This window comes from Victivallis vadensis, from assembly GCF_003096415.1.
Lineage (GTDB): Bacteria > Verrucomicrobiota > Lentisphaeria > Victivallales > Victivallaceae > Victivallis > Victivallis vadensis.
Window position 1 is genome coordinate 157,217 of sequence record NZ_QEKH01000006.1, and the last position, 19,103, is coordinate 176,319.

Annotated in this window: 13 protein-coding genes and 1 pseudogene; 9 read left to right on the plus strand and 5 right to left on the minus strand. The window is 60.9% G+C overall.

Annotated elements, in window-relative coordinates; genetic code table 11:
* Positions 1-143 precede the first annotated feature (143 nt).
* The 6 genes from C8D82_RS22080 (at position 144) to C8D82_RS05330 (ending at position 8,359) form a co-directional block, all read left to right on the plus strand.
* Positions 144-1,109, plus strand: coding sequence for a LacI family DNA-binding transcriptional regulator (locus C8D82_RS22080; protein WP_116883237.1), 966 nt, complete (start codon positions 144-146; stop codon positions 1,107-1,109).
* Between the two features lie 112 nt (positions 1,110-1,221).
* Positions 1,222-3,216 carry a bifunctional UDP-4-amino-4-deoxy-L-arabinose formyltransferase/UDP-glucuronic acid oxidase ArnA gene (arnA, locus tag C8D82_RS05310; protein ID WP_116883238.1) on the plus strand — a complete coding sequence of 665 codons (1,995 nt, stop codon included), beginning with the start codon at positions 1,222-1,224 and terminating at the stop codon, positions 3,214-3,216.
* 15 nt (positions 3,217-3,231) lie between these two features.
* Positions 3,232-4,125 carry a 4-deoxy-4-formamido-L-arabinose-phosphoundecaprenol deformylase gene (locus tag C8D82_RS05315; protein ID WP_116883239.1) on the plus strand — a complete coding sequence of 298 codons (894 nt, stop codon included), beginning with the start codon at positions 3,232-3,234 and terminating at the stop codon, positions 4,123-4,125.
* Between the two features lie 36 nt (positions 4,126-4,161).
* Positions 4,162-4,614, plus strand: coding sequence for an NADH-quinone oxidoreductase subunit NuoE family protein (locus tag C8D82_RS05320; RefSeq protein ID WP_116883240.1), 453 nt, complete (start codon positions 4,162-4,164; stop codon positions 4,612-4,614).
* Positions 4,611-6,332, plus strand: coding sequence for an NADH-ubiquinone oxidoreductase-F iron-sulfur binding region domain-containing protein (locus C8D82_RS05325; protein WP_116883241.1), 1,722 nt, complete (start codon positions 4,611-4,613; stop codon positions 6,330-6,332). The genes C8D82_RS05320 and C8D82_RS05325 overlap by 4 nt, the downstream gene beginning before the upstream one ends.
* Entirely contained in the window at positions 6,332-8,359 is a 2,028-nt protein-coding gene (locus C8D82_RS05330; RefSeq protein ID WP_116883242.1) for an FAD-dependent oxidoreductase, read from the plus strand. Before C8D82_RS05325 ends, C8D82_RS05330 begins: the two co-directional genes overlap by 1 nt.
* Before the next feature lie 694 nt (positions 8,360-9,053).
* Here the strand turns inward: C8D82_RS05330 and C8D82_RS05335 are convergent.
* The gene (locus C8D82_RS05335; protein WP_116883243.1) at positions 9,054-9,878 is read right to left on the minus strand and encodes an AraC family transcriptional regulator; all 825 of its coding nucleotides are present in this window, start codon (positions 9,876-9,878) and stop codon (positions 9,054-9,056) included.
* A 248-nt stretch (positions 9,879-10,126) separates the two neighbouring features.
* On the opposite strand from C8D82_RS05335, the gene C8D82_RS05340 reads away from it, so the two are divergent.
* The 3 genes from C8D82_RS05340 to C8D82_RS05350 are packed head-to-tail and all read left to right on the plus strand — an operon-like array spanning position 10,127 to position 14,415.
* Complete coding sequence (locus tag C8D82_RS05340) at positions 10,127-10,918, plus strand: type II secretion system protein (RefSeq protein WP_116883244.1); 792 nt, start codon at positions 10,127-10,129, stop codon at positions 10,916-10,918.
* A gap of 23 nt (positions 10,919-10,941) precedes the next feature.
* A complete protein-coding gene (locus tag C8D82_RS05345) occupies positions 10,942-12,993 on the plus strand; it encodes an alginate lyase family protein (RefSeq protein ID WP_116883245.1) in 2,052 nt (683 codons plus the stop codon).
* Positions 12,994-13,023: 30 nt separating this feature from the next.
* Complete coding sequence (locus C8D82_RS05350; protein ID WP_116883246.1) at positions 13,024-14,415, plus strand: MFS transporter; 1,392 nt, start codon at positions 13,024-13,026, stop codon at positions 14,413-14,415.
* An 18-nt stretch (positions 14,416-14,433) separates the two neighbouring features.
* On the opposite strand, the gene C8D82_RS05355 is transcribed toward C8D82_RS05350, so the two are convergent.
* The 4 genes and pseudogenes from C8D82_RS05355 to C8D82_RS22275 all read right to left on the minus strand — a co-directional run.
* On the minus strand, positions 14,434-15,276 hold the full coding sequence (locus C8D82_RS05355; protein WP_116883247.1) for a carbohydrate ABC transporter permease: 843 nt from the start codon (positions 15,274-15,276) through the stop codon (positions 14,434-14,436).
* 18 nt (positions 15,277-15,294) lie between these two features.
* A complete protein-coding gene (locus C8D82_RS05360; RefSeq protein ID WP_116883248.1) occupies positions 15,295-16,896 on the minus strand; it encodes a carbohydrate ABC transporter permease in 1,602 nt (533 codons plus the stop codon).
* A 1-nt stretch (position 16,897) separates the two neighbouring features.
* Entirely contained in the window at positions 16,898-18,556 is a 1,659-nt protein-coding gene (locus tag C8D82_RS05365) for an ABC transporter substrate-binding protein (protein WP_116883249.1), read from the minus strand.
* 403 nt (positions 18,557-18,959) lie between these two features.
* A pseudogene (locus C8D82_RS22275) lies at positions 18,960-19,103 on the minus strand (IS982 family transposase); the annotation flags it as partial.

The window sequence follows — 19,103 nt, forward strand, 5'->3', positions numbered from 1 at the left end:
CTGTGAATAACAATACTCTCCTGCCGCTTCCGGTACAACCGGCGTTTTCCACTGTTTCTGAAAAGTATCATGCAATCGCGGCTTGATTCTCAAAAGAAAACCCGTTATATTGAAACTGCATCAAAACAAAGGGAACTCTTGCAATGACGATCTCGGAAATCGCCCGGCTGGCCGGGGTGTCGACTTCGACGGTGTCGCGGGTGTTCAGCCATCACCCGAATATCCGCGAAGATGTGCGTGCGCGGGTGCTGGCGGCGGCGCGCGAACACGGCTACCATCCGCGCCTCTCCAGCAAACAGCGGAATGTGGTGATCGTGACGCCCTACGATTCGGTCTATCCGGTCCAGAGCTGCGTGGATATGATTTTAATGGCGCTGATGCGGGAGCTGCCGCGCCGCGGTTTCCGGCTGGAGGTGCTGCCGTGCAACAACCTCGAACGGCTGGAAAGCATCCAGTTCTGCGGCGCGGTCGCGGTCGGCGCGGAGCCGGGCGACTTCAAAGGCTGGTCCGAACGCTTCCCGGTGCCGCTGGTGATCGTGGACCGCGCCGCGCAGCCGGTTTCGCCGGACGTCTGCTTCGTGCACTCCGACGAACGGCAGGGCATGACACTGGCGATCGATCACCTGTACCGGCGGGGCTGCCGCCGGATCGGCTGCATCATCCACGGCGATCCCGGCACCGGCAACGCCGACATCCGTCACGCCGCGATCCTGGCCGCGCTGCGCGAACGCAAACTGCCGGTCGAGGAGCCGCTGATCTGTTTCTCCGGCCCCGGTTCCGACCGCTATGTCGAGCTGATCGGCAAACTGCTGCGGCAGCGGGCCGACGCGCTGTTCTGTCCCGGCGGAAACGCCGGAATCGTATCGCTGTACGCGCTTTCCTTGTTCAACCGGCAGCTTCCGGCGGATATTTCGCTGATCGCCTCCGAACAGACCTTCTTCTCGCAGCACGCGGTGCCGCCGCAGACCACGATCAGCCCGGATTATCCGGCCATCGCCGCCGCCACCGCCGACGTGTTGGAAAGGCGGCTGGACGGAACGCCGGTTCCGACCGATGCCGCCACGCTGCCGTACCGGCTGATTTCACGCGAAAGCGTCCGGGCACAGTAAAAATCCTGTAAAATAACAACTTGAGATGTGGCAAAAACGCAATTGCGCGTTTATATTAAGAACGATATTCTATGTAATTCGAGACAGTTGCAACCAAGTCAGGAAGTGGAAAATGAAGTGTGTGGTCCTCGCGTATCACAATGTCGGGCGCGCCGGCATTGAGGCGTTGATTCGTAACGGATTCGAGATCAGTGCGATCTTTACCCACCGGGACAACCCCGGCGAAAATATCTGGTTCGGCTCCGTCGCCGAGCTGGCCGGCGAACTCGGCATTCCGGTCTTCGCGCCGGAAGACATCAACCACCCGGTGTGGGTCGGCCGGATCAGGGCGATGGCCCCGGATTTCATCTTCAGTTTCTACTTCCGCGACATGGTCAAAGGCGATCTCCTGTCGATTCCGCGCCTCGGCGCGCTGAACCTGCACGGCTCGCTGCTGCCGAAGTACCGCGGCCGCGTTCCGATCAACTGGGCGATCATCAACGGCGAAACCGAAACCGGCGTGACGCTGCACTATATGACCGCGAAACCGGATGCGGGCGACATCGTCGACCAGGAGAAATTCGCGATCGGCGACGACGACACCGCCAGGACGCTGTTCGACAAGGCCGTGACCGCCGCCGGAATCCTGCTGGACCGCACGCTGCCGCTGCTGAAGAGCGGCAAGGCGCCGCGCACGCCGCAGGATGAAGCCGAGGCCACTTACTTCGGCGGCCGCAAGCCCGCCGACGGCCAGATCGACTGGACGAAATCCGCGAAGGAGGTGCGGAACCTGATCCGCGCGGTGACCCGCCCCTATCCGGGCGCGTTCAGCTTCATCGGCGACCGCAAATGCTTCTTCTGGTCGGTCGACGTGGTCGAAGCCTCCCGCAAGGCGGCTCCCGGCACCGTGCTCAGAGCGAAACCTTTCACCGTCGCGTGCGGCGAAGGCGCGGTGCGGGTCAAGACCGCCCAGCTCGACGGCGGCGTATTCATGACCGGCGACCAGCTCGCCGCCGACGCGCGCATCGTCGAAAACATGGTCTGGGGCTGCGATCCGCGCCGCCTCAAGGAGATGGGCCGCAAGAAGTCGGTGCTGATTCTCGGCGTGAACGGCTTCATCGGCAGCCACATCAGCGAACGGCTGCTGGACTCCGGCAAGTACGAGGTCTACGGCCTCGATCTGCGCCACAACTACATCGACCACCTGCTCGACCGTCCCGGCTTCAACTTCCGCGAGGGCGACATTTCGATCCACCGCGAGTGGATCGAATACCACATCCGCAAGTGCGACATCGTGCTTCCGCTGGTCGCGATCGCGACCCCGATCGAATACACCCGCAATCCGCTGCGCGTCTTTGAGCTGGACTTCGAGGAGAACCTCCGGATCGTCCGCTACTGCGTGAAGTACAACAAGCGGATCATCTTCCCGTCCACCAGCGAGGTCTACGGCATGTGCGAGGACCCGCAGTTCGACGAGGACAATTCCAAGCTGGTCACCGGCCCGATCCGGATGCAGCGGTGGATTTACTCCACCTGCAAGCAGCTGCTCGACCGCGTGATCTGGGCCTACGGCGCGAAGGGGCAGCTCGATTTCACGCTGTTCCGGCCGTTCAACTGGATCGGGCCGCGGCTCGACAGCCTGACCAGCGCCCGCATCGGCAGCTCCCGCGCGATCACCCAGCTGATCCTGAACCTCGTGCAGGGCGCGCCGATCCAGCTGATCGACGGCGGCGAGCAGAAGCGCTGCTTCGTCGACATCAAGGAGGGCGTCGAGGCCCTGTACCGCATCATCGAGAACAAGGACGGCAAGTGCACCGGCGCGATCATCAACATCGGCAACCCGGAGAACGAAGCGAGCATCAAGACGATGGCCGAAATGCTGGTCGAGAAGTTCGACAAGCATCCGCTGCGTTCGAAGTTCCCTCCCTTCGCCGGTTATCTGGTGGTGGAGTCCGGCGCGTTCTACGGCAAGGGCTATCAGGATATGCAGCACCGTGTGCCGTCGATCAAAAACGCGAAGAAGCTGCTCGACTGGGCTCCGGCGATCCCGCTGGAAAAGTCGATCGAAACCACTTTGGACTTCTTCCTCGCGGAAGCGATCAGCTCCGGCGAATTCAACCTGGATTGATCTGCGGGCCGTCGCATGAAAACCATTGCATTGCGCATTGACGTGGACACCTACCGCGGCACCGGCCGCGGCGTGCCTGCGTTGTGCAGGATACTCGCCGCGCGCGGCGTGAAAGGCACGTTCTATTTTTCCGTGGGGCCGGACAATATGGGCCGCCATTTGTGGCGGCTGCTGAAGCCCTCTTTCCTGTGGAAGATGCTGCGCACCGACGCGGCCGGGTTGTACGGGCCGGAAATCATCCTGATGGGCACCGCGTGGCCCGGCCCGAAGATCGGCAAGCGCTTCGGCAGCGTGATCCGCGCCGTCAAAGAGGCGGGGCATGAGATCGGGTTCCACGCATGGGACCACCACAAGGCGCAGGCCCGGCTTATGGCGATGACCACCGGCGCGATGGTGCAGGAGATCGAGCAGGGGCTGGCGGTGCTGACCGGCATCACCGGGGAACTGCCCGCGACCAGCGCGGCGCCGGGCTGGCGGGCCAATGACCGGCTGCTTGAAATCAAATCGAATTTTCCGTTCCGTTACAACAGCGACTGCCGTGGAAATCACCCGTTCTACCCGGTCGTCAACGGAAAGAAACTCGAACAGTTGCAGATTCCGGTCACGCTGCCGACCTACGACGAGGCGCTCGGGCGCGACGGCGTGTCGGACCGGAACTACAACGACTTCCAGATTTCGCTGCTGAAGCCGGATGCGCTGAATGTCCTGACCATTCACGCCGAGGCCGAGGGCGGCCGCTGTTCCGCGATGTTCGAGGAGTATCTGGACCGGGTTCTGAAGCTCGGTTACCGGGTCGTGCCGCTGGGCGTGATCGCGGAGGAAGTCAGGGATTCCGCTCCCGAGGGGCGGATCGAATTATGCGGGTTCCCCGGCCGTGAAGGGGAACTCGCGGTACAAAAAGAGTTGTGACGAATTTCCATACCAACCAGGAGTCTCAAAAGGCAAATGAGTCAGAAGTACGCATTTCTGGAGAAGATCGGCCGTGAACCGAGCAACCTGATCAAGGGGTTGCAGGCGGTTCAGGGAGTCGAGGGTTACGTCTCCGATGAGAGCATCCGGGCGATTTCCGAATATTTCGGAATCCCGGAGGTCGAAGTCGAGGGCGTCCTGAGCTTTTACGCTCAGTTCAAGCGGGTCAAGCCCGGCAAGTATAAGATCGCGATCTGCGACGGCACCGCCTGTCACATCAAAGGTTCGCCGCTGGTGCAGGAGTGGGTCAGCCGCGCACTGGGCATCGAGGACGGCCAGACCGACGAGCGGGGACATTTCTCCCTTGAGACGGTCGCCTGTCTCGGCTGCTGCAGCCTCGCTCCCGTGATGAGCGTCAACGGCCGGGTTTACGGTAAGCTCGACCGCAAGAGCACGATCAAAATCCTGAAGGAGTACGAAGCGAAATGAGCGACGCCAAGATTAAGAAGATCCGGGTCGGCGTGGCCAGCTGCGGCGTGGCCGCCGGGGCCGAGGCTGTGATGGACCTGCTCAAGCAGCGGGCCGGCGATATTCCCGTGGAAGGCACCGGCTGTCTCGGCCACTGCTATGCCGAGCCGATGGTGGAGGTCGTGCTGGAAAACGGCGATTCCGTGTTCTACCGCGACGTGAAAGCCGACGACAAGGCGATGCAGAACATCCTCAGCGTCGGGCCGGAGAGCCGTTTTGAAATCCCGCCCGCCCGCAAGGCGAAGGAGCTGGTCAAGGTGCTGGCGCTGGCCGGACGCATCGATCCGACCAGCTTTGAGGATTACGTCGCCCATGACGGTTACAAGGGGCTGGAAAAGGCGCTCGCGATGACCAGTCAGCAGGTGGTCGACGAAGTGAAGCTCTCCGGGCTGCGCGGCCGCGGAGGCGGCGGCTTCCCGACCGGCAACAAGTGGGGCTTCCTCGCGGCCAAGCAGGCCGATGAGAAAATTCTGATCTGCAACGCCGACGAGGGCGACCCCGGCGCGTTCATGGACCGCTCGCTGATGGAATCCGCGCCGCACCAGGTGCTTGAAGGCATGCTGATCGCGGCCTACGCGACCGGTGCGACCAAGCTTTTCATCTACTGCCGCGCCGAATATCCAATGGCGATCAAACACCTGAAGATCGCGATCGCGCAGATTTACGAGCACAAGCTCAATGTGGTCAACGGCCGCGAGCTGGAGATCATCATCAAGGAGGGCGCGGGCGCTTTCGTGTGCGGCGAGGAAACCGCGTTGATCGCGTCGCTGGAAGGGCAGCGCGGCACGCCGCGTTTCCGTCCCCCGTTCCCGACCGACAAGGGCTGGATGGGCCACCCGTCGATGATCAACAACGTCGAAACCTTCGGCAACGTGCCGCTGATCCTGCGCGAAGGCGCTGCGGCGTTCGCGTCGGTCGGCACCGAGGGCAGCAAGGGGACCAAGCTCTTCGCGCTGGCGGGCGACCTGAAGCATCCCGGCCTGGTGGAAGTGCCGATGGGCACCACGCTGCGCGAGATCGTGTTCGACATCGGCGGCGCCGATCCGGAGAAGGTCAAAGCGGTACAGACCGGCGGTCCCTCCGGCGGCTGCATCCCGGTCGAACTTTTCGACACTCCCGTGGACTACGATTCGCTGCGCAAACTTGGTGCGATCATGGGCTCCGGCGGCATGATCGTGATCGGCAAGGACCGCTGCATGGTGGAGACCGCGCGGTACTTCCTCGACTTCACCCACCGCGAAAGCTGCGGCAAATGCACGTTCTGCCGCGTCGGCACCACCCGCATGTACGAGACGCTTGAGCGGATCGTCGCGGGCAAGGGCAGCATGGAGGACCTCGCTCTGCTGGAGGACCTCGGCCCGAAGATCCGGATGGGTTCGCTGTGCGGACTCGGCCAGACCGCGCCGAATCCGGTGCTGGCGACGCTGCGCTATTACCGTCACGAATACGAAGCGCATGTGCGCGACCGCCAGTGCGACGCGCTGCAGTGCAACGCGCTGGTCGACCTGAAGCTCGACCAGTCCAAATGCGTCAAGTGCAGACTCTGCATCAAGAACTGCCCGGTCGGGGCGATCTCCGACGATTTCGTGGTCGACAATACGAAGTGCACCCGCTGCAACACCTGCGTGGACATCTGTCCCAAGAAGGCGATCAGCCGGGTCAAGAAAGGTTCCAACTGATGAGTATCGAATTTATTCTGGACGGCCGGAACGTTACTGCGGAACCCGGTCAGACCATTCTGGAAGTGGCGCGGGCCAACGGGATCAAGATTCCGACCCTGTGCCGTGAACAGCGCATCTCCAAGACCACCAGCTGCTTTGTGTGCGTGGTCCGCGACAAGAAGACCGGCCGGTTCATGCCGAGCTGCGCCGCGATGCCCGCTCCGGGGCAGGAGATCGAGGCTTCGACTCCCGAAGTGCTCGACATGCGCAAGACCGCGCTGAACCTGCTGCTGAGCGAACACTCCGGCGACTGCGAAGCGCCGTGCACGCTGGCCTGCCCCGCCCATGCGAACGTCGAAGAGTACGTCCGCGCCGGGCGCAAGGGCGAGTTCCTCGAAAGCCTGAAGATCATCAAGGAGCGCATTCCGCTGCCGATGACCATCGGCCGCGTCTGCCCGCGCTTCTGCGAGAAGGAGTGCCGCCGCAACGTGTACGGCAAGCCGGTCGCGATCAACGAATTCAAGCGGCTCGCCGCCGATTTGTACTACGATGAGTACATGGAAGAGCTTCCGGCGGAAACCGGCCGGAAAGTGGCGATCGTCGGCGGCGGCCCTGCCGGGCTTTCGACCGCGTACTACCTGCGCCGCAACGGCGTGGCCGCGACGGTCTTTGAAATGATGCCCAAGGCGGGCGGTATGACCCGCTACGGCATTCCGGAGTACCGGCTGCCCAAGGCGATCCTCGACCGCGAGCTGGCCCACTACGAGAAAATGGGCGTGAAGTTCGTGTTCGGCAAAAAACTCGGCGACAACCTGACGGTCGAAGAGCTTCTGAAGGAGTTCGACGCGGTGGTGATCGCGGTCGGCTGCTGGAAAGCCTCCGGGATGCGCTGCGAAGGCGAAGAGCTCGCGACGCCGGGCATCGACTTCCTGCGCAAAGTGGCCGAAAACGGCAACAAGCTCGATAATCCGGGCAAGGTGATCGTGGTCGGCGGCGGCAATACCGCGATGGACTGCGTGCGCACCTCCGTGCGTCTCGGCAGCCCCGAGGTTCACTGCTTCTACCGCCGTACCGAAGCCGAGATGCCCGCGGAGAAGATCGAAATCCATGAAGCCCGCGAAGAGGGCGTGATTTTCGACTTCCTGGTGGCTCCGGTGAAGGTCGAAAAGCGCGGCGGCAAGCTGGTGATGACCTGCCGCAAGATGGAACTCGGCGAACCCGACGCCTCCGGCCGTCGCAAGCCGGTCGAGGTGTCCGGCAGCGACTTCGAGGTCGAAGCCGACACCATCATCGGCGCGATCGGACAGGGAACCATCGTTCCGGCCGGACTCCCGACGAACCGGTTCCGCAACATCGAAGTGCAGCCCGGCACGATGAAGATCGCCGACCGAGTCTATGCGGCGGGCGACTGCGTCTCCGGCGCGGCCACCGTGGTCGAAGGCGTCGCCGGCGGCCGTCAGGCGGCGCTTGAAATCGTGAACGCATTGACCGGCCAGGCGCTGCCGGTGGAACACACCGTCTACGTCTCCCGCGGCAAGTGGCAGAACCTGAAGAAGTCCGATCTGGTTTTCCTGCGCGACGACGTCTCCGAAGCGGACCGCGAACAGCTTGACTTCATCCCGGTCGAGGAGCGCAAGACCACCTTCAAGGAGGTCACCTCCACGATGTCCAAAGAGAAGGTGATGAAGGAAGGCCAGCGCTGCATCGAGTGCAGCTGCACCGACAAGCACGACTGCAAGCTGCGCGAGCACGGCGAATGCTACGGCTGCAACCCGGAAGCGATCAAGGGCGAACGTCTCCCGGTCAGCTACGACATCCGCCATCCGCTGATCATTCAGGATCGCGGCAAGTGCATCAAGTGCAGCACCTGCGTGAAGGTCTGCAAAGAGGTGGTGAACCGGAGTTTGCTCAGCCCGAAAAAGCGCGGGTTCTACACCTACGTCGGCACCGCGTTCGACAAGGGCTTCCCCGCGAGCTGCAGCGAATGCGGCGAGTGCATCGAAGCCTGCCCGGTCGGCGCGCTCGACTGGCGGATCAAGAAGTAATTGCCTCCGGCGGCCGGGGGCGCTTCGCCCCCGGTTAGTATCTATCAGCTTATTTGTTCGATCGGCGTTACTCCGCACCGGCACGTTGCCGGTCGGGGTCAAGGGGCGAAGTGCCCTTGCCGTCGGAGACACTTGTGCGTTACAGCGCCCTGCTACCGGAGCCTGATTGAAAATCAGGCCGCGTAGCGCACAAGGTCTGGAGGCCGTAAGGCCGTAAGACCCGCCTGCCGCGAAAGCGGCATGGCTTCCCGGGGACTCGCCTCCGGCGGCCGGGGGCGCTTCGCCCCCCGGGCCCCCCGACCGGCAAGGTGCCGGCGCCGAGTGCGGTTTCGAGCTTTTTGCTGCGCAAAAATCTCAAAACCGGGGTTATTATCTATCAGTTTATTGGTTCTATCGGCTGTACTTGCCATCGGGTGCTACCCGGTCGGGGTCAAGGGACGAAGTGCCCTTGCCGTCGGAGACACTTGTGCGCTACAGCGCCCTGCTACCGGAGCCTGATTGAAAATCAGGCCGCGTAGCGCACAAGGTCTGGAGGCCGTAAGGCCGTAAGACCCGCCTGCCGCGAAGGCGGCAGGCTTTCCCCTTTGCGACTGGCCTTCGATGATTTAACCAGCTTCCGCACTCCGTCATAACTGTCTTGGAGTGCGGAGATTCATCTCCGCATTCCCAAGCCGCTTTGCGGGGGAAGTCCTGCTCAGGAATCCCACGGCGTCAGCCGGTAGGCGGCTGCGTCCTCGTCGATTTTCGCCCAGTAAAAGGTCCGGTGGCTGCGGTATTCGCGCGGCGAGATCCCGTGAGTCCGGCGGAATACCTTGCCGAAATAGTGGGCGGTGGGAAAACCGCAGAGCTGGCCGATTTCGGCGATGCCCTCGTGGGTGTTGAGCAGCAGTTTCCGGGCCAGCGACATGCGCAGCTGCTCCCGGTACGCGGAGGGGCTCTTGCCGAAATAGCGGTGGAACAGCGCGTTGAAATGCGTGGTGCTGTAGGAGAACTTCCTTGCGACTTCACCGATGGCGACCGTTTCGCCCGGATAGGCGGCGAGATAATCGAGCGCGAGCCGGAAACGTTCCGGGTAATCCGCCACTTCTTCGAGATTGTTTTCCGCATGGGTCAGGTGCTGCAGCAGCGCGGCCAGCAGGAAGTTGCACTCTTTCAGGCGGCGCTTCCGGTAGAGCATCAGGATCTGCTCCATCCAGCAGCCGACCAGGGGGTCGCCGTCGGCGGTCACCACGTGCATCGGCTGCCGCGCCCGGATTCCGGTGGTCTCGAAAACCACAAAGAATGTCTCGACGTACTCCTGATCGACCTGCTGGTGTTTGAGCTGCGGCGGAATGACCAGCAGATCGCCGGCCCGGGACGGGTATTCCCCTTCCGGCGTCCGGTTGATGCAGCTGCCGCATTTGATGAAAACCAGCTCCATGCCGTCATGGAAGTGAAGTTTTCCGTTGTATTTTCCGTAGTTCCTGCCGTTGTAGTTTCCGGCATAGAGAATCAGCGGCAAAGAGCTGAAATTATCCATTTTGCACCGGCCTTTCCCGTTCAATTTATACTATAGCAACGCGAAAAAGAAAATCCAGCCCGCCGGGAACGCATTTCCTGGAAAAAGTGTTTTGTTGTATTATTGCATTGTTCTTTGCTAATTTTTCCCTTGTCTTGCACGGCAATGTGCGTCATAATATAAATATGGAAACAGGAGATGGCTTCCGCAACCGGTAACAGAAAGGATTCAAGATACAGAATAATTCATTTGAGTTTATCGGAATTCCGATGAATACCGCCCGATCTGGTAAAACGGGGAATTTCTTCCCCGCAGCCTCCCGGAAATTTTTCTGTTTTACGCTGATTGAGCTGTTAGTGGTAATTGCGATTATTGCAATTCTGGCTTCCATGCTGCTGCCGGCTCTGAATCAGGCGCGCTCCAAGGCGCACTCGATCAAATGCACCAGCAACCTCAAGCAGGTCGGCGTCGCGCTGGCGTTCTATTCGGATGAATCCGACGGCTGTGTGCCGGTCAACTCCAAGTGGGGATCGGACACGGTCAACTGGGCGCAGCACATCTCCCCTTCCTACAACAGCAGCAATACCATCCGCACAGACTATCCTGTTCAGAGCGGTCTGCCGACCGATGTGTTGCTCTGTCCGACGATGAAGCGCCCACAGTACAGCAACATCAATGTCTATCGGTATGGACAGGCCTCCTGGGGTGATGACACGAGCATATACAACGCCGAAATGAAGGAGCGGTTCGGCAGCTTCTGGCACCGCATCGACGCCAGCCGGAAGTATATCTTCGTCAAAAGGATCAAGTCGCCCAGCCAGCTCCTGGGATTCGGAGACAGCGGCCATCTGGTCATCAGCAGCAACTTCGGGTACGGCTACAACCGCGTCCATCCCGGCAAGGTGGAGTCGGACCGTGGTTTCCAGCTGCGCCACGGCGACCGCCTCAACGGGTTGTTCTACGACTTCCACGTGCAGTCGATGAACCGGGGGGAGCTGAAAGCCCTGCCCGCCCCGATTACGTACACGATCAGCGCCGAAGGCGTCGGCAGCACACTTTGAACTTTCACCGCCGGAGAACTGCAATGAAACGATGCTTTCTTTCCCTGATGCTGGCAGCCGCCGCGCTGCTTCCCGTTGCCGGGACGGCTGCGGACGCCCCGGAGAAGCGCCGCGATCAGCTTCTCGACAACCTGCCGAACTGGCTGAATGCGGAGCCTTTCGGGCCGGAATATGCCGCCGCGCTGAAGCGCGGAGACCGGGCGGAGGCGCTCCGGCTGGTTGCCGGCTATTACCGCCGGAAGCCGGAGAATCCCTATCTGGCCGGGCTGGCGCAGAAAGGATATGACGCGGAACGGGCCCGGCGGGCGGTCCGCGGCGAAGTCACGGTGGTCAACGTTCCGTATGCTTTCCCGGATGGCCGGATCGACTTCCGGTTCGACGCGACGGCGGCCCGTCCGCCGCAGAACCACGAATGGCTCTGGCAGCTCAACCGGATGTGGTTCTGGAACGACATGGCGGCGGACTATTACCGGAAGAAGGACGAAGCCTGCGCCCGCGCCTTCAACCGTCAGGTGCGCGACTGGATCTTGCAGGTTCCGGCTCCCGCCGCGGACGACAACGGCGACCGGCCGGGCAGCGCGTGGCGTTCCATCGAAGCGGGCATCCGGCTCGGGAAGCCGTGGCCGCTGGCGTTCGAGGTCTTCCGGAACTCCCCGGAAGTGCCGGATGAAACGCTGCTGCTGATGGTCGCATCGATGCACCAGCAGGCGCAACACCTGATGCGCCACGGTTCGGCAACCCGTCCGAACCGCTTCATGGGCAACTGGATCGCAATGGAGATGAGCGGCGTCTACGCCTTCGCGTCCTTTTTCCCGGAGTTCCGGGAGGCCGCGGCGATGAGGCGCGAGGCGATGAACATCATCACCGATGCCCTGCGCCGCCAGCTGCTGCCGGACGGCTGGCAGAATGAGCTGTCGCCGGACTATCATGCCGTGGTGTTCAACAACAATACAACCGTCTGGCACATCGCCCGGCAGTACGGACGGCTCGGGGAGCTGCCGCAGGATTTCCTGCCGCTGTTGGAGAAAGCCGCCGAAGCGTACCTCGCGATGGCCGCGCCTGGCCTGACGCAGCCGCGCACCAACGACTGCTATACGCTGCGCACGAAGTCGGTGCTGCTGCCTGCCTCGCAGCTGTTCCCGCACCGGCAGGATTTCCGCTGGGCGGCGACCGGCCGCGCGGAGGGAACGCCGCCGGCGGGCGGGACGGCCTCGCGGTACCTGCCGTGGAGCGGTTTCGCGGTGATGCGCTCGGACTGGGGGCCGGAGGCGGCGTACCTCTGCTTCGACGTCGGGCCGCTCGGCCGGGCGCATGAACATCAGGACAAGCTGAACATCAACCTCTACAAAGGCTCCGAGGAGCTGATCTTCGACGACGGCGGCGGCCAGTACGACCGGTCGCCGCACTACTTCCACGCCCGTTCGGGGGCCGGACACAATACGCTGCTGGTCGACGGGCTGGCGCAGTTCCGCCGGGAGCCGAAAACGGCGGAAGCGCCGGTCGAGGCGGGGTGGATCTCCAACGAACGGTTTGATTACGCCGCCGCCGACTATCGGGACGGCTTCGGGCCGGAGGAGGCGAAGTTTGCCGTCCACCGCCGCGAAGTGCTGTTCGCGAAGCCGGATTTCTTCTGTGTGGCCGACACGGTGAACTCCCGCGACGGCCGGGCGCACGACTACGAACTGCTGTTCCAGCTCGACACGCTGAAGCTGAAGCCGGTCGATGAGCTTCCCGGCGCGGTGATTTCGGACTTCGGCAGGAATTACGATATTCTGATCGTGCCGCTGTATCCGGAAGGGTTGGAGGTCAGTCGGGTTTCGGGGCAAAAGGAGCCGCGTCTGGCGGGCTGGTACGCCGGACGCAACGATCGGAACCTCCACCCGGCGACGACGCTGTCGATGACCGCGAGGCGGCGGAAGGAGTTCCGGTTCGCCACGCTGCTGTTCCCGCTGAAATCCGGCGGGGCGAAGCCGCAGGTCACCCGGCTGGAGGATGGCCGCTGCCGGGTGGTTTTCAACGGGCGGAGCGTCACCTTCGATCCCGGCCAACTGCGGAACGGCGTTGCCGCGCGGTAGCGGTTGCCTGCGTCAAACCGGAGTCATCCCATGTCCAGATCTCAAACGAAACTGTGGTCGGTCGGAACGCTGACCTATACCTCCGCCGGGATCGCCGCGTTGTTCTTCTGGCTGCTGTGGGGGGACTTCGCATGGTCGATGAAGGACCGCGCCGTCGGCAGCGTGGCGACACTGATGGTGAAATCGTTCGGAGTGTCCGATTTCACCTACGGGCTGCTGATCCTCTCGTTCCCCAATTTCACCAATGCGATCCTCGGGCCGCTGGTCAGCTTCCGGTCCGACCGGCACCGCGGCCGTTTCGGCAGGCGCATCCCGTTTCTGGCCTTCACGGTCCCGTTCATCGTGGCGGGGATGATCGGACTGGCCTTTACGCCGTGGCTGGGACGGGAACTGCACGGCCTGATCGGAGCGGATGCGATTTCGCCGAATATGGCCTGTTTGCTGGTGTTCGGCTTCTTCTGGATCATGTTCGACTTCGGCAATACGCTGGCCAGCTCGATCTTCACGGCGCTGGTCAACGATGTGGTGCCGGTGGCGTTTCTGGGGCGCTTTTTCGGACTGTTCCGGGCGATCAGCCTCGCGGCGGGCGTGCTGTTCAACTTCTTTTTTCTGGGACACGCCGAAGCGTATTCGATGTGGATCTTTCTGGGGCTGGCCGCGCTGTACGGCACCGGTTTCACCATGCTGCTGTGCAAGGTGAAGGAGGGGGAGTACCCGCCGGCGGAACCCGCGCCGCGCGGAGCCGGAAGCATTCCGGCGATCTTCCGCACCTATCTGAAGGAGTGTTTCGCGCTGCCCTATTACCGCTGGGCGCTGCTGGCGGTGCCGGTCGCGAATATGGCCAACGTCCCCTTTAACGCATACACGATCTTTTACGCCAAAAGCCTGAACATCGGCATGGACGAACTCGGCAGATACTTCGCGTATACCTATATCATCTCGTTCGGACTGAGCTATTTTCTCGGCATGCTCGCGGACCGGTTCCATCCGATCCGCATGGGAATCGCTTCGACGGCGGTGTACGGCGTGCTCGCCTTCTGCGGAACGTTCCTGATTTCGGGGCATCTGTCGTTTGCGATCGTCTTTATCCTGCACGGGGTGATCTCCGGATGCTTCAGCACCCTGACCGCCTCCTTCGGTCCCCGGCTGTTCCCGAGGAAATATTTCGCGCAGTTCAATTCGGCGATGTGGATTCTGCAATCCTTCACCTGGATGATCCTGACGCCGGTGACGGGCAGGATTCTGGACCTGATCGGCCACCGCTACAACTACACGCTCTTCATCGGCGGAATCTGTTCGATCTTCGGCGTCGCGATCCTCTGCGTCGTGTACCGCGGCTTCCTGAAACTCGGCGGCGACCGGAACTATCAGGCGCCGGATATCGAAACTCTTCACGGGCAGGACAGTTCGCCCCGCCCGTGACTCCCATACGGACGGAACTCAGCCCTTCACGCCGCCGAGCATGATGCCCTTGACCAGCTGCTTTTGCATCGCCACGAAGATGATGATCATCGGGACCACGCTCATCGCGACCGCGGCCATCAGCAGATTGGTCTGCTGTCCCTGCGAGGAGTCGAAGGCCAGCATGCCGATCGGCAATGTGTACTTGTCCGGGCTCTTCATCAGCACCAGCGGCCAGAACAGACTGTTGTAGCTGCCGATGAAGCTGAAGATGGTCAGCGTGACCAGCGCCGGACGGGCCAGCGGAAGCACCACGTCCCAGTAGAGCTGCCACTTGGTAGCGCCGTCGATTTCCGCGGCCTCGTCCAGCGATTTCGGGATGTTCATCATGAACTGCCGCATCAGGAAGGTGCCGAACGCCGAGAACGCGCCGGGCAGGATCAGGCCGGTGTAGGTGTCCACCAGATGCAGCCGGATCATATTCTGATAGTTCGGAATCATCATCACGAGGCCGGGCAGCATCATCGTGGCCAGGTACAGGAAGAAGACCTTGTCGCGCCCCTTCCACTGCAGCCGGGAGAAGCTGAACGCCGCGAGGCTGCTGGTGAACACCTGCAGAAAGGTGATCCACGCCGACACGAACACGGTGTTCCAGTACCAGCGCCCGAAGAAGATCCCCTTCATCGTGAACACGTCGCGGTAGTTGTGCCACTGGCAGACTTCCGGCAGCCAGGTGTCGTAACCGATTTCGTCGAGCATTTTGAGGCTCGCGAGAATCATCCAGGTGAACGGCAGCACCAGCAGCACCGCCATCAGCGTAAGAACCACATTCAAGCTGAACAGCTTGGCGAAGTTCGTCAGGAATTTGCTGTTTTCTTTCATGATCTGTCGTTGCCTTCCTTACTCGTTGGTGTAGCGGTTGCCGAATTTCCAGTTGAACATCGTCACGACGAACACCAGCAGAAAGAGCAGCCAGGAGACCGCCGAAGCGTAGCCGAGGCGTCCGGTTCCGAAACCCTGCGTGTAGATGTAGTACGCCAGCGTTGTGGTCGATCCGGCCGGGCCGCCCTGCGTCATCACGCGGGCCATGTCGAAACCGCCCTGCAACCCGCCGATCACCGCCATGATCATGATGAAGAAGGTCACGTTGGAGAGCTGCGGCCAGGTGATGTTCCAGAACCGCTGCCACGGGCTGGCGCCGTCGATGTCGGCGGCCTCATACAGCTCCTGCGGCACGCCGGAGAGGCCGGCAAGGTACAGCAGCATATTGTTCGAGCCGATCGCACCCCAGAACCCCATCAGCAGCAAAGAAGGCTTGGCCCAGTAGTAGTCGGCCAGCCACTGCGGCGGCGTCAGCCCGTCGGGCGTCGGCTGCCCGTTGGTCTGCAGCACCATCTGCGGCAGCACCCAGAACACGCAGGCTATGCCGACCATCGCCATCAGTCCGACCATCGTCGAACCGTCCACGATCGCGGAGTCGCCGATCGCCCGGTCGGGGATGCAGTTGTATTTGCGGCCGCGGGAGAGCCGGTAGGCCGCGAATCCCCAGCCCGTCGCCAGGAACGCGATCGCCATCACCAGCAGCCAGACCGGATTCGGATTGGTAGTCGAAACATTGACCAGCACCTCCGGCCTGGCGGTTTCCACCGCACAGGCGGCGTTGTACTCCACCATCGACTTCCAGCTAGGGGAACACCAGCTCCAGGAGAAGATCAGCGGCAGCGAAAGCAGCGCGATGCCGAGCCAGGCGCTCAGCGTGCCGCATTCGCCGTCGCGCCACAGCCGAAGCTTGCGGCGGACCATGCTCAGGAAAAAGAGACCGACGAACACCAGCAGGATGATGCCGATCGCCGTACAGGCCGGGGCGATCAGGATCGCGACCGGGTTCAGAGCCTCCAGAATCGGACGCAGCGCATTGTTGATCGGGCCGGTCAGCGGATTGTACAGCTTCTTCCACAGAATATAGGTCGCCACGCCGGCGGTGAAGTACGGGAAGTAGAAGAGCGTCCGGTAGACCGTCTTGCCGCCGAGTGAACCGATCACCAGCACGCCGCCGATCAGCGAGACCATCAGCAGCGTCATCGCGGTCGCCCCCATGCCGAGGCAGACCAGAATTCCGGCGGAAGCGATCATCACGGCGGTGATCAGCATCGTGGTCCAGATCCGGCGCTTGCCGCTGCCGTTGAAGTCCCAGTTCAGCAGCAGCGCGGCGACGAGGCTGCCCGCGACGCCGAACGGAATGCCGATCATCAGGAAGAACGTGTTCCCGAAATACTGCCCGAAGTCGGGATCAGTGAACAATTTGATGAAGTTGTCGAATCCGACGAACCGGATCGGTTCGAACCGGAAGTAGTTGTGCATTTCAAGGTTCCAGTCGGTGAAGGCCATATAGATGCTCATCACCAGCGGAATCACCGTAAACGCCATAAACCCGAGAATGTTGGGCAGCAGGAAACCGATTCCGACCGCACAATCCTTCGCATCTTTTTTGTTGAACGCCATTTTACTTCTTCTCCCCCGGAGTGCTTTCCCGCAGCATCCCCTTTTCACGGTAATACTTCAGGTAGAACGGGTTTTTGATCCATTCGGCCGGAATCTTTCTGCCGGCTTTCTTGTATTCGTCGATCTTCTGCTGGATGGCCCAATCCTTCTTCCAGGCTTCCATCATGCGGGGATTGGCTTTTTTGGAGGTCTCGATTTCCATATTGTAACGGGTCTCGATATTTTTGACCGCCTCATCCAGCGTCATGCGGTTGTTGAAATACTGGTTGATCGAACTTTGCAGCCAGTTGGGCGAACCGGACTTCACGAAAGGGCTGAAATTGCCGGGAATGCCGATGGTCATCGCCCACTCCACCTCCTGCAGGTTCACATTGCCCTCGTTCGGACGGGTCTTCGGAATCGCCTTGAGTTCTTCCATCACCAGACTCGGATTCGGCGGCAGTCCGTCGCCTCTTTCCACGATGTACCGGTTATACTCCTTGCTCGCGAGGAACTGCATGAAAAGCTTGGCCAGTTCCGGCTGCTTGGAGCCGCGGTAGAACATCGCCGCGCGGGTGCCGAAGATGAAGTTCTTGAACTCGTACTGGGGAGGCAGGCGGGTGGCGAAGTTGATCCGGAAATTCGGCTCCTTGCCCTCTTTGACCAGAGCCTTGTTCTTCTCGTCCTGCACTTCGCGGAAGCGGATCAGGCAGTAACGCCCCGTCACCACCATCGCATATTTGCCGGAAATGAAGTTCGAGAAATCCGCGCCGCCATAGCCGCTCTCGGTGCTCATCGACGCGACGTCGGCGGCGTTCGGCACAAGACGGTCCTCATAGGTCCACTTGTAAAAGAGTTTGATATATTTCTTGAAAATATCGTTGTCCGCGACGCAGCGCGTCAGAGTTTCGTTATAGAGGTCATAACCCTTGCTGCGGACGATGTTGGTCAGCAGGCTGACGCCGGCGCCGCTGTCGAGGCTCTGCGTAAAGAAATACTCCTGACGCTGCAGCCCCTCATTGGCCCGCATCACGTACTCCTTGCCGATCCGCTCGAAATCCTCGGGAGTCCAGTCTTCCGGGATCTCCTTGACGCCGAAGCGGTTCAGGGTGTCCATGTTGATCCAGACCGTCGCGCTGGAGCCGTTGCAGGGATAGGCGTACTGCTCGCCGTCCATGCCGACCAGCAGCCCCGCCATGCCGGGATAGGTGGTGTTGAGGCCGTACCCGTTTTTATTCGCATCTTCGGTCAGCGGGACTCCCACGCCCATCTGCTGATAGCCGAGCACTTCGGCGGTGTCGACGATATCGCCGGCCATCCCGGATACCGCCTGAATCAGCGTACTCTGGTTGCTGGCGGTTTCGGCTACCACATTGCCGTTCGGTTTTTTATCTCCGGCCTTCACGCTGTGCGGTTCGCCGGGTTTCACTCCGTAATGAGCGTTGAGCGCGTCGGCTTCCTCCTGCGTATAAAGAACCGGTTTGCCGTCCTTGTCCTTCTGAATATGGCCGTTCCTGACCAGCCATTCGCGAAACAGCATGATCTGTTCCTCGCGCTGCGGATTGGTATCGGTTCGCCAGGTGATCACCGGGACCTCCGAGGCCCGGTCGGTTGCGGTCAGCATCGTATAAAACGCTGCGGCGACCAGCAACAACAGAATCCCCAGGAATAATTTCTTCATTCGGAATTTCCCCCCTGTTGCATTAGGTTTACTTGATTATTTGATTTTTTGAAGTTTCCTATGCCAGTCTTGCAAAGATACACCGCAAAAACGGAATTTTCAATAATAGGCCGCTGTTTTTTTTACTTTTTTTTGACAATTCGCCGCCGCTCCATCTTTTCACTTTTTTCAGTGTCCGGCGGATAATGCCGAGACAATCCGGGGCGTCTTTACGCGATCGGGTCAAGCAGCTATTGACGAATATGAATAATCCCTGCAGAAAATGAATTTTCATTTCTGCAATTTTATTTTATAATATACAGGAAGCCAGGCAATCGGCCAATGGACAAAAGCTGGAAAAAGATGGACAATACAGTCATGGGCAAAAACAAAGACTTCCATACAAACGCCGTGTGCAAGTTTTTTAACAAAAAATCCGTTCAAATTGTAGAAGCGAATTCCCATATTTCTGGTTGATACAGCAATTGATGGAATGTGCCAACAATTTCCTGCTAATCCGAACAGTCAAATGCCATAAATCTCGGGCTCTGATTTTTTCGGCATTGAA

Excerpts from the sequence above, each read along its gene's own strand:
- C8D82_RS22080 (WP_116883237.1), top strand. The coding sequence starts at position 144 with ATGACGATCTCGGAAATCGCCCGGCTGGCCGGGGTGTCGACTTCGACG.
- arnA (WP_116883238.1), top strand. The coding sequence starts at position 1,222 with ATGAAGTGTGTGGTCCTCGCGTATCACAATGTCGGGCGCGCCGGCATT.
- C8D82_RS05315 (WP_116883239.1), top strand. The coding sequence starts at position 3,232 with ATGAAAACCATTGCATTGCGCATTGACGTGGACACCTACCGCGGCACC.
- C8D82_RS05320 (WP_116883240.1), top strand. The coding sequence starts at position 4,162 with ATGAGTCAGAAGTACGCATTTCTGGAGAAGATCGGCCGTGAACCGAGC.
- C8D82_RS05325 (WP_116883241.1), top strand. The coding sequence starts at position 4,611 with ATGAGCGACGCCAAGATTAAGAAGATCCGGGTCGGCGTGGCCAGCTGC.
- C8D82_RS05330 (WP_116883242.1), top strand. The coding sequence starts at position 6,332 with ATGAGTATCGAATTTATTCTGGACGGCCGGAACGTTACTGCGGAACCC.
- C8D82_RS05335 (WP_116883243.1), bottom strand. The coding sequence starts at position 9,878 with ATGGATAATTTCAGCTCTTTGCCGCTGATTCTCTATGCCGGAAACTAC.
- C8D82_RS05340 (WP_116883244.1), top strand. The coding sequence starts at position 10,127 with ATGAATACCGCCCGATCTGGTAAAACGGGGAATTTCTTCCCCGCAGCC.
- C8D82_RS05345 (WP_116883245.1), top strand. The coding sequence starts at position 10,942 with ATGAAACGATGCTTTCTTTCCCTGATGCTGGCAGCCGCCGCGCTGCTT.
- C8D82_RS05350 (WP_116883246.1), top strand. The coding sequence starts at position 13,024 with ATGTCCAGATCTCAAACGAAACTGTGGTCGGTCGGAACGCTGACCTAT.
- C8D82_RS05355 (WP_116883247.1), bottom strand. The coding sequence starts at position 15,276 with ATGAAAGAAAACAGCAAATTCCTGACGAACTTCGCCAAGCTGTTCAGC.
- C8D82_RS05360 (WP_116883248.1), bottom strand. The coding sequence starts at position 16,896 with ATGGCGTTCAACAAAAAAGATGCGAAGGATTGTGCGGTCGGAATCGGT.
- C8D82_RS05365 (WP_116883249.1), bottom strand. The coding sequence starts at position 18,556 with ATGAAGAAATTATTCCTGGGGATTCTGTTGTTGCTGGTCGCCGCAGCG.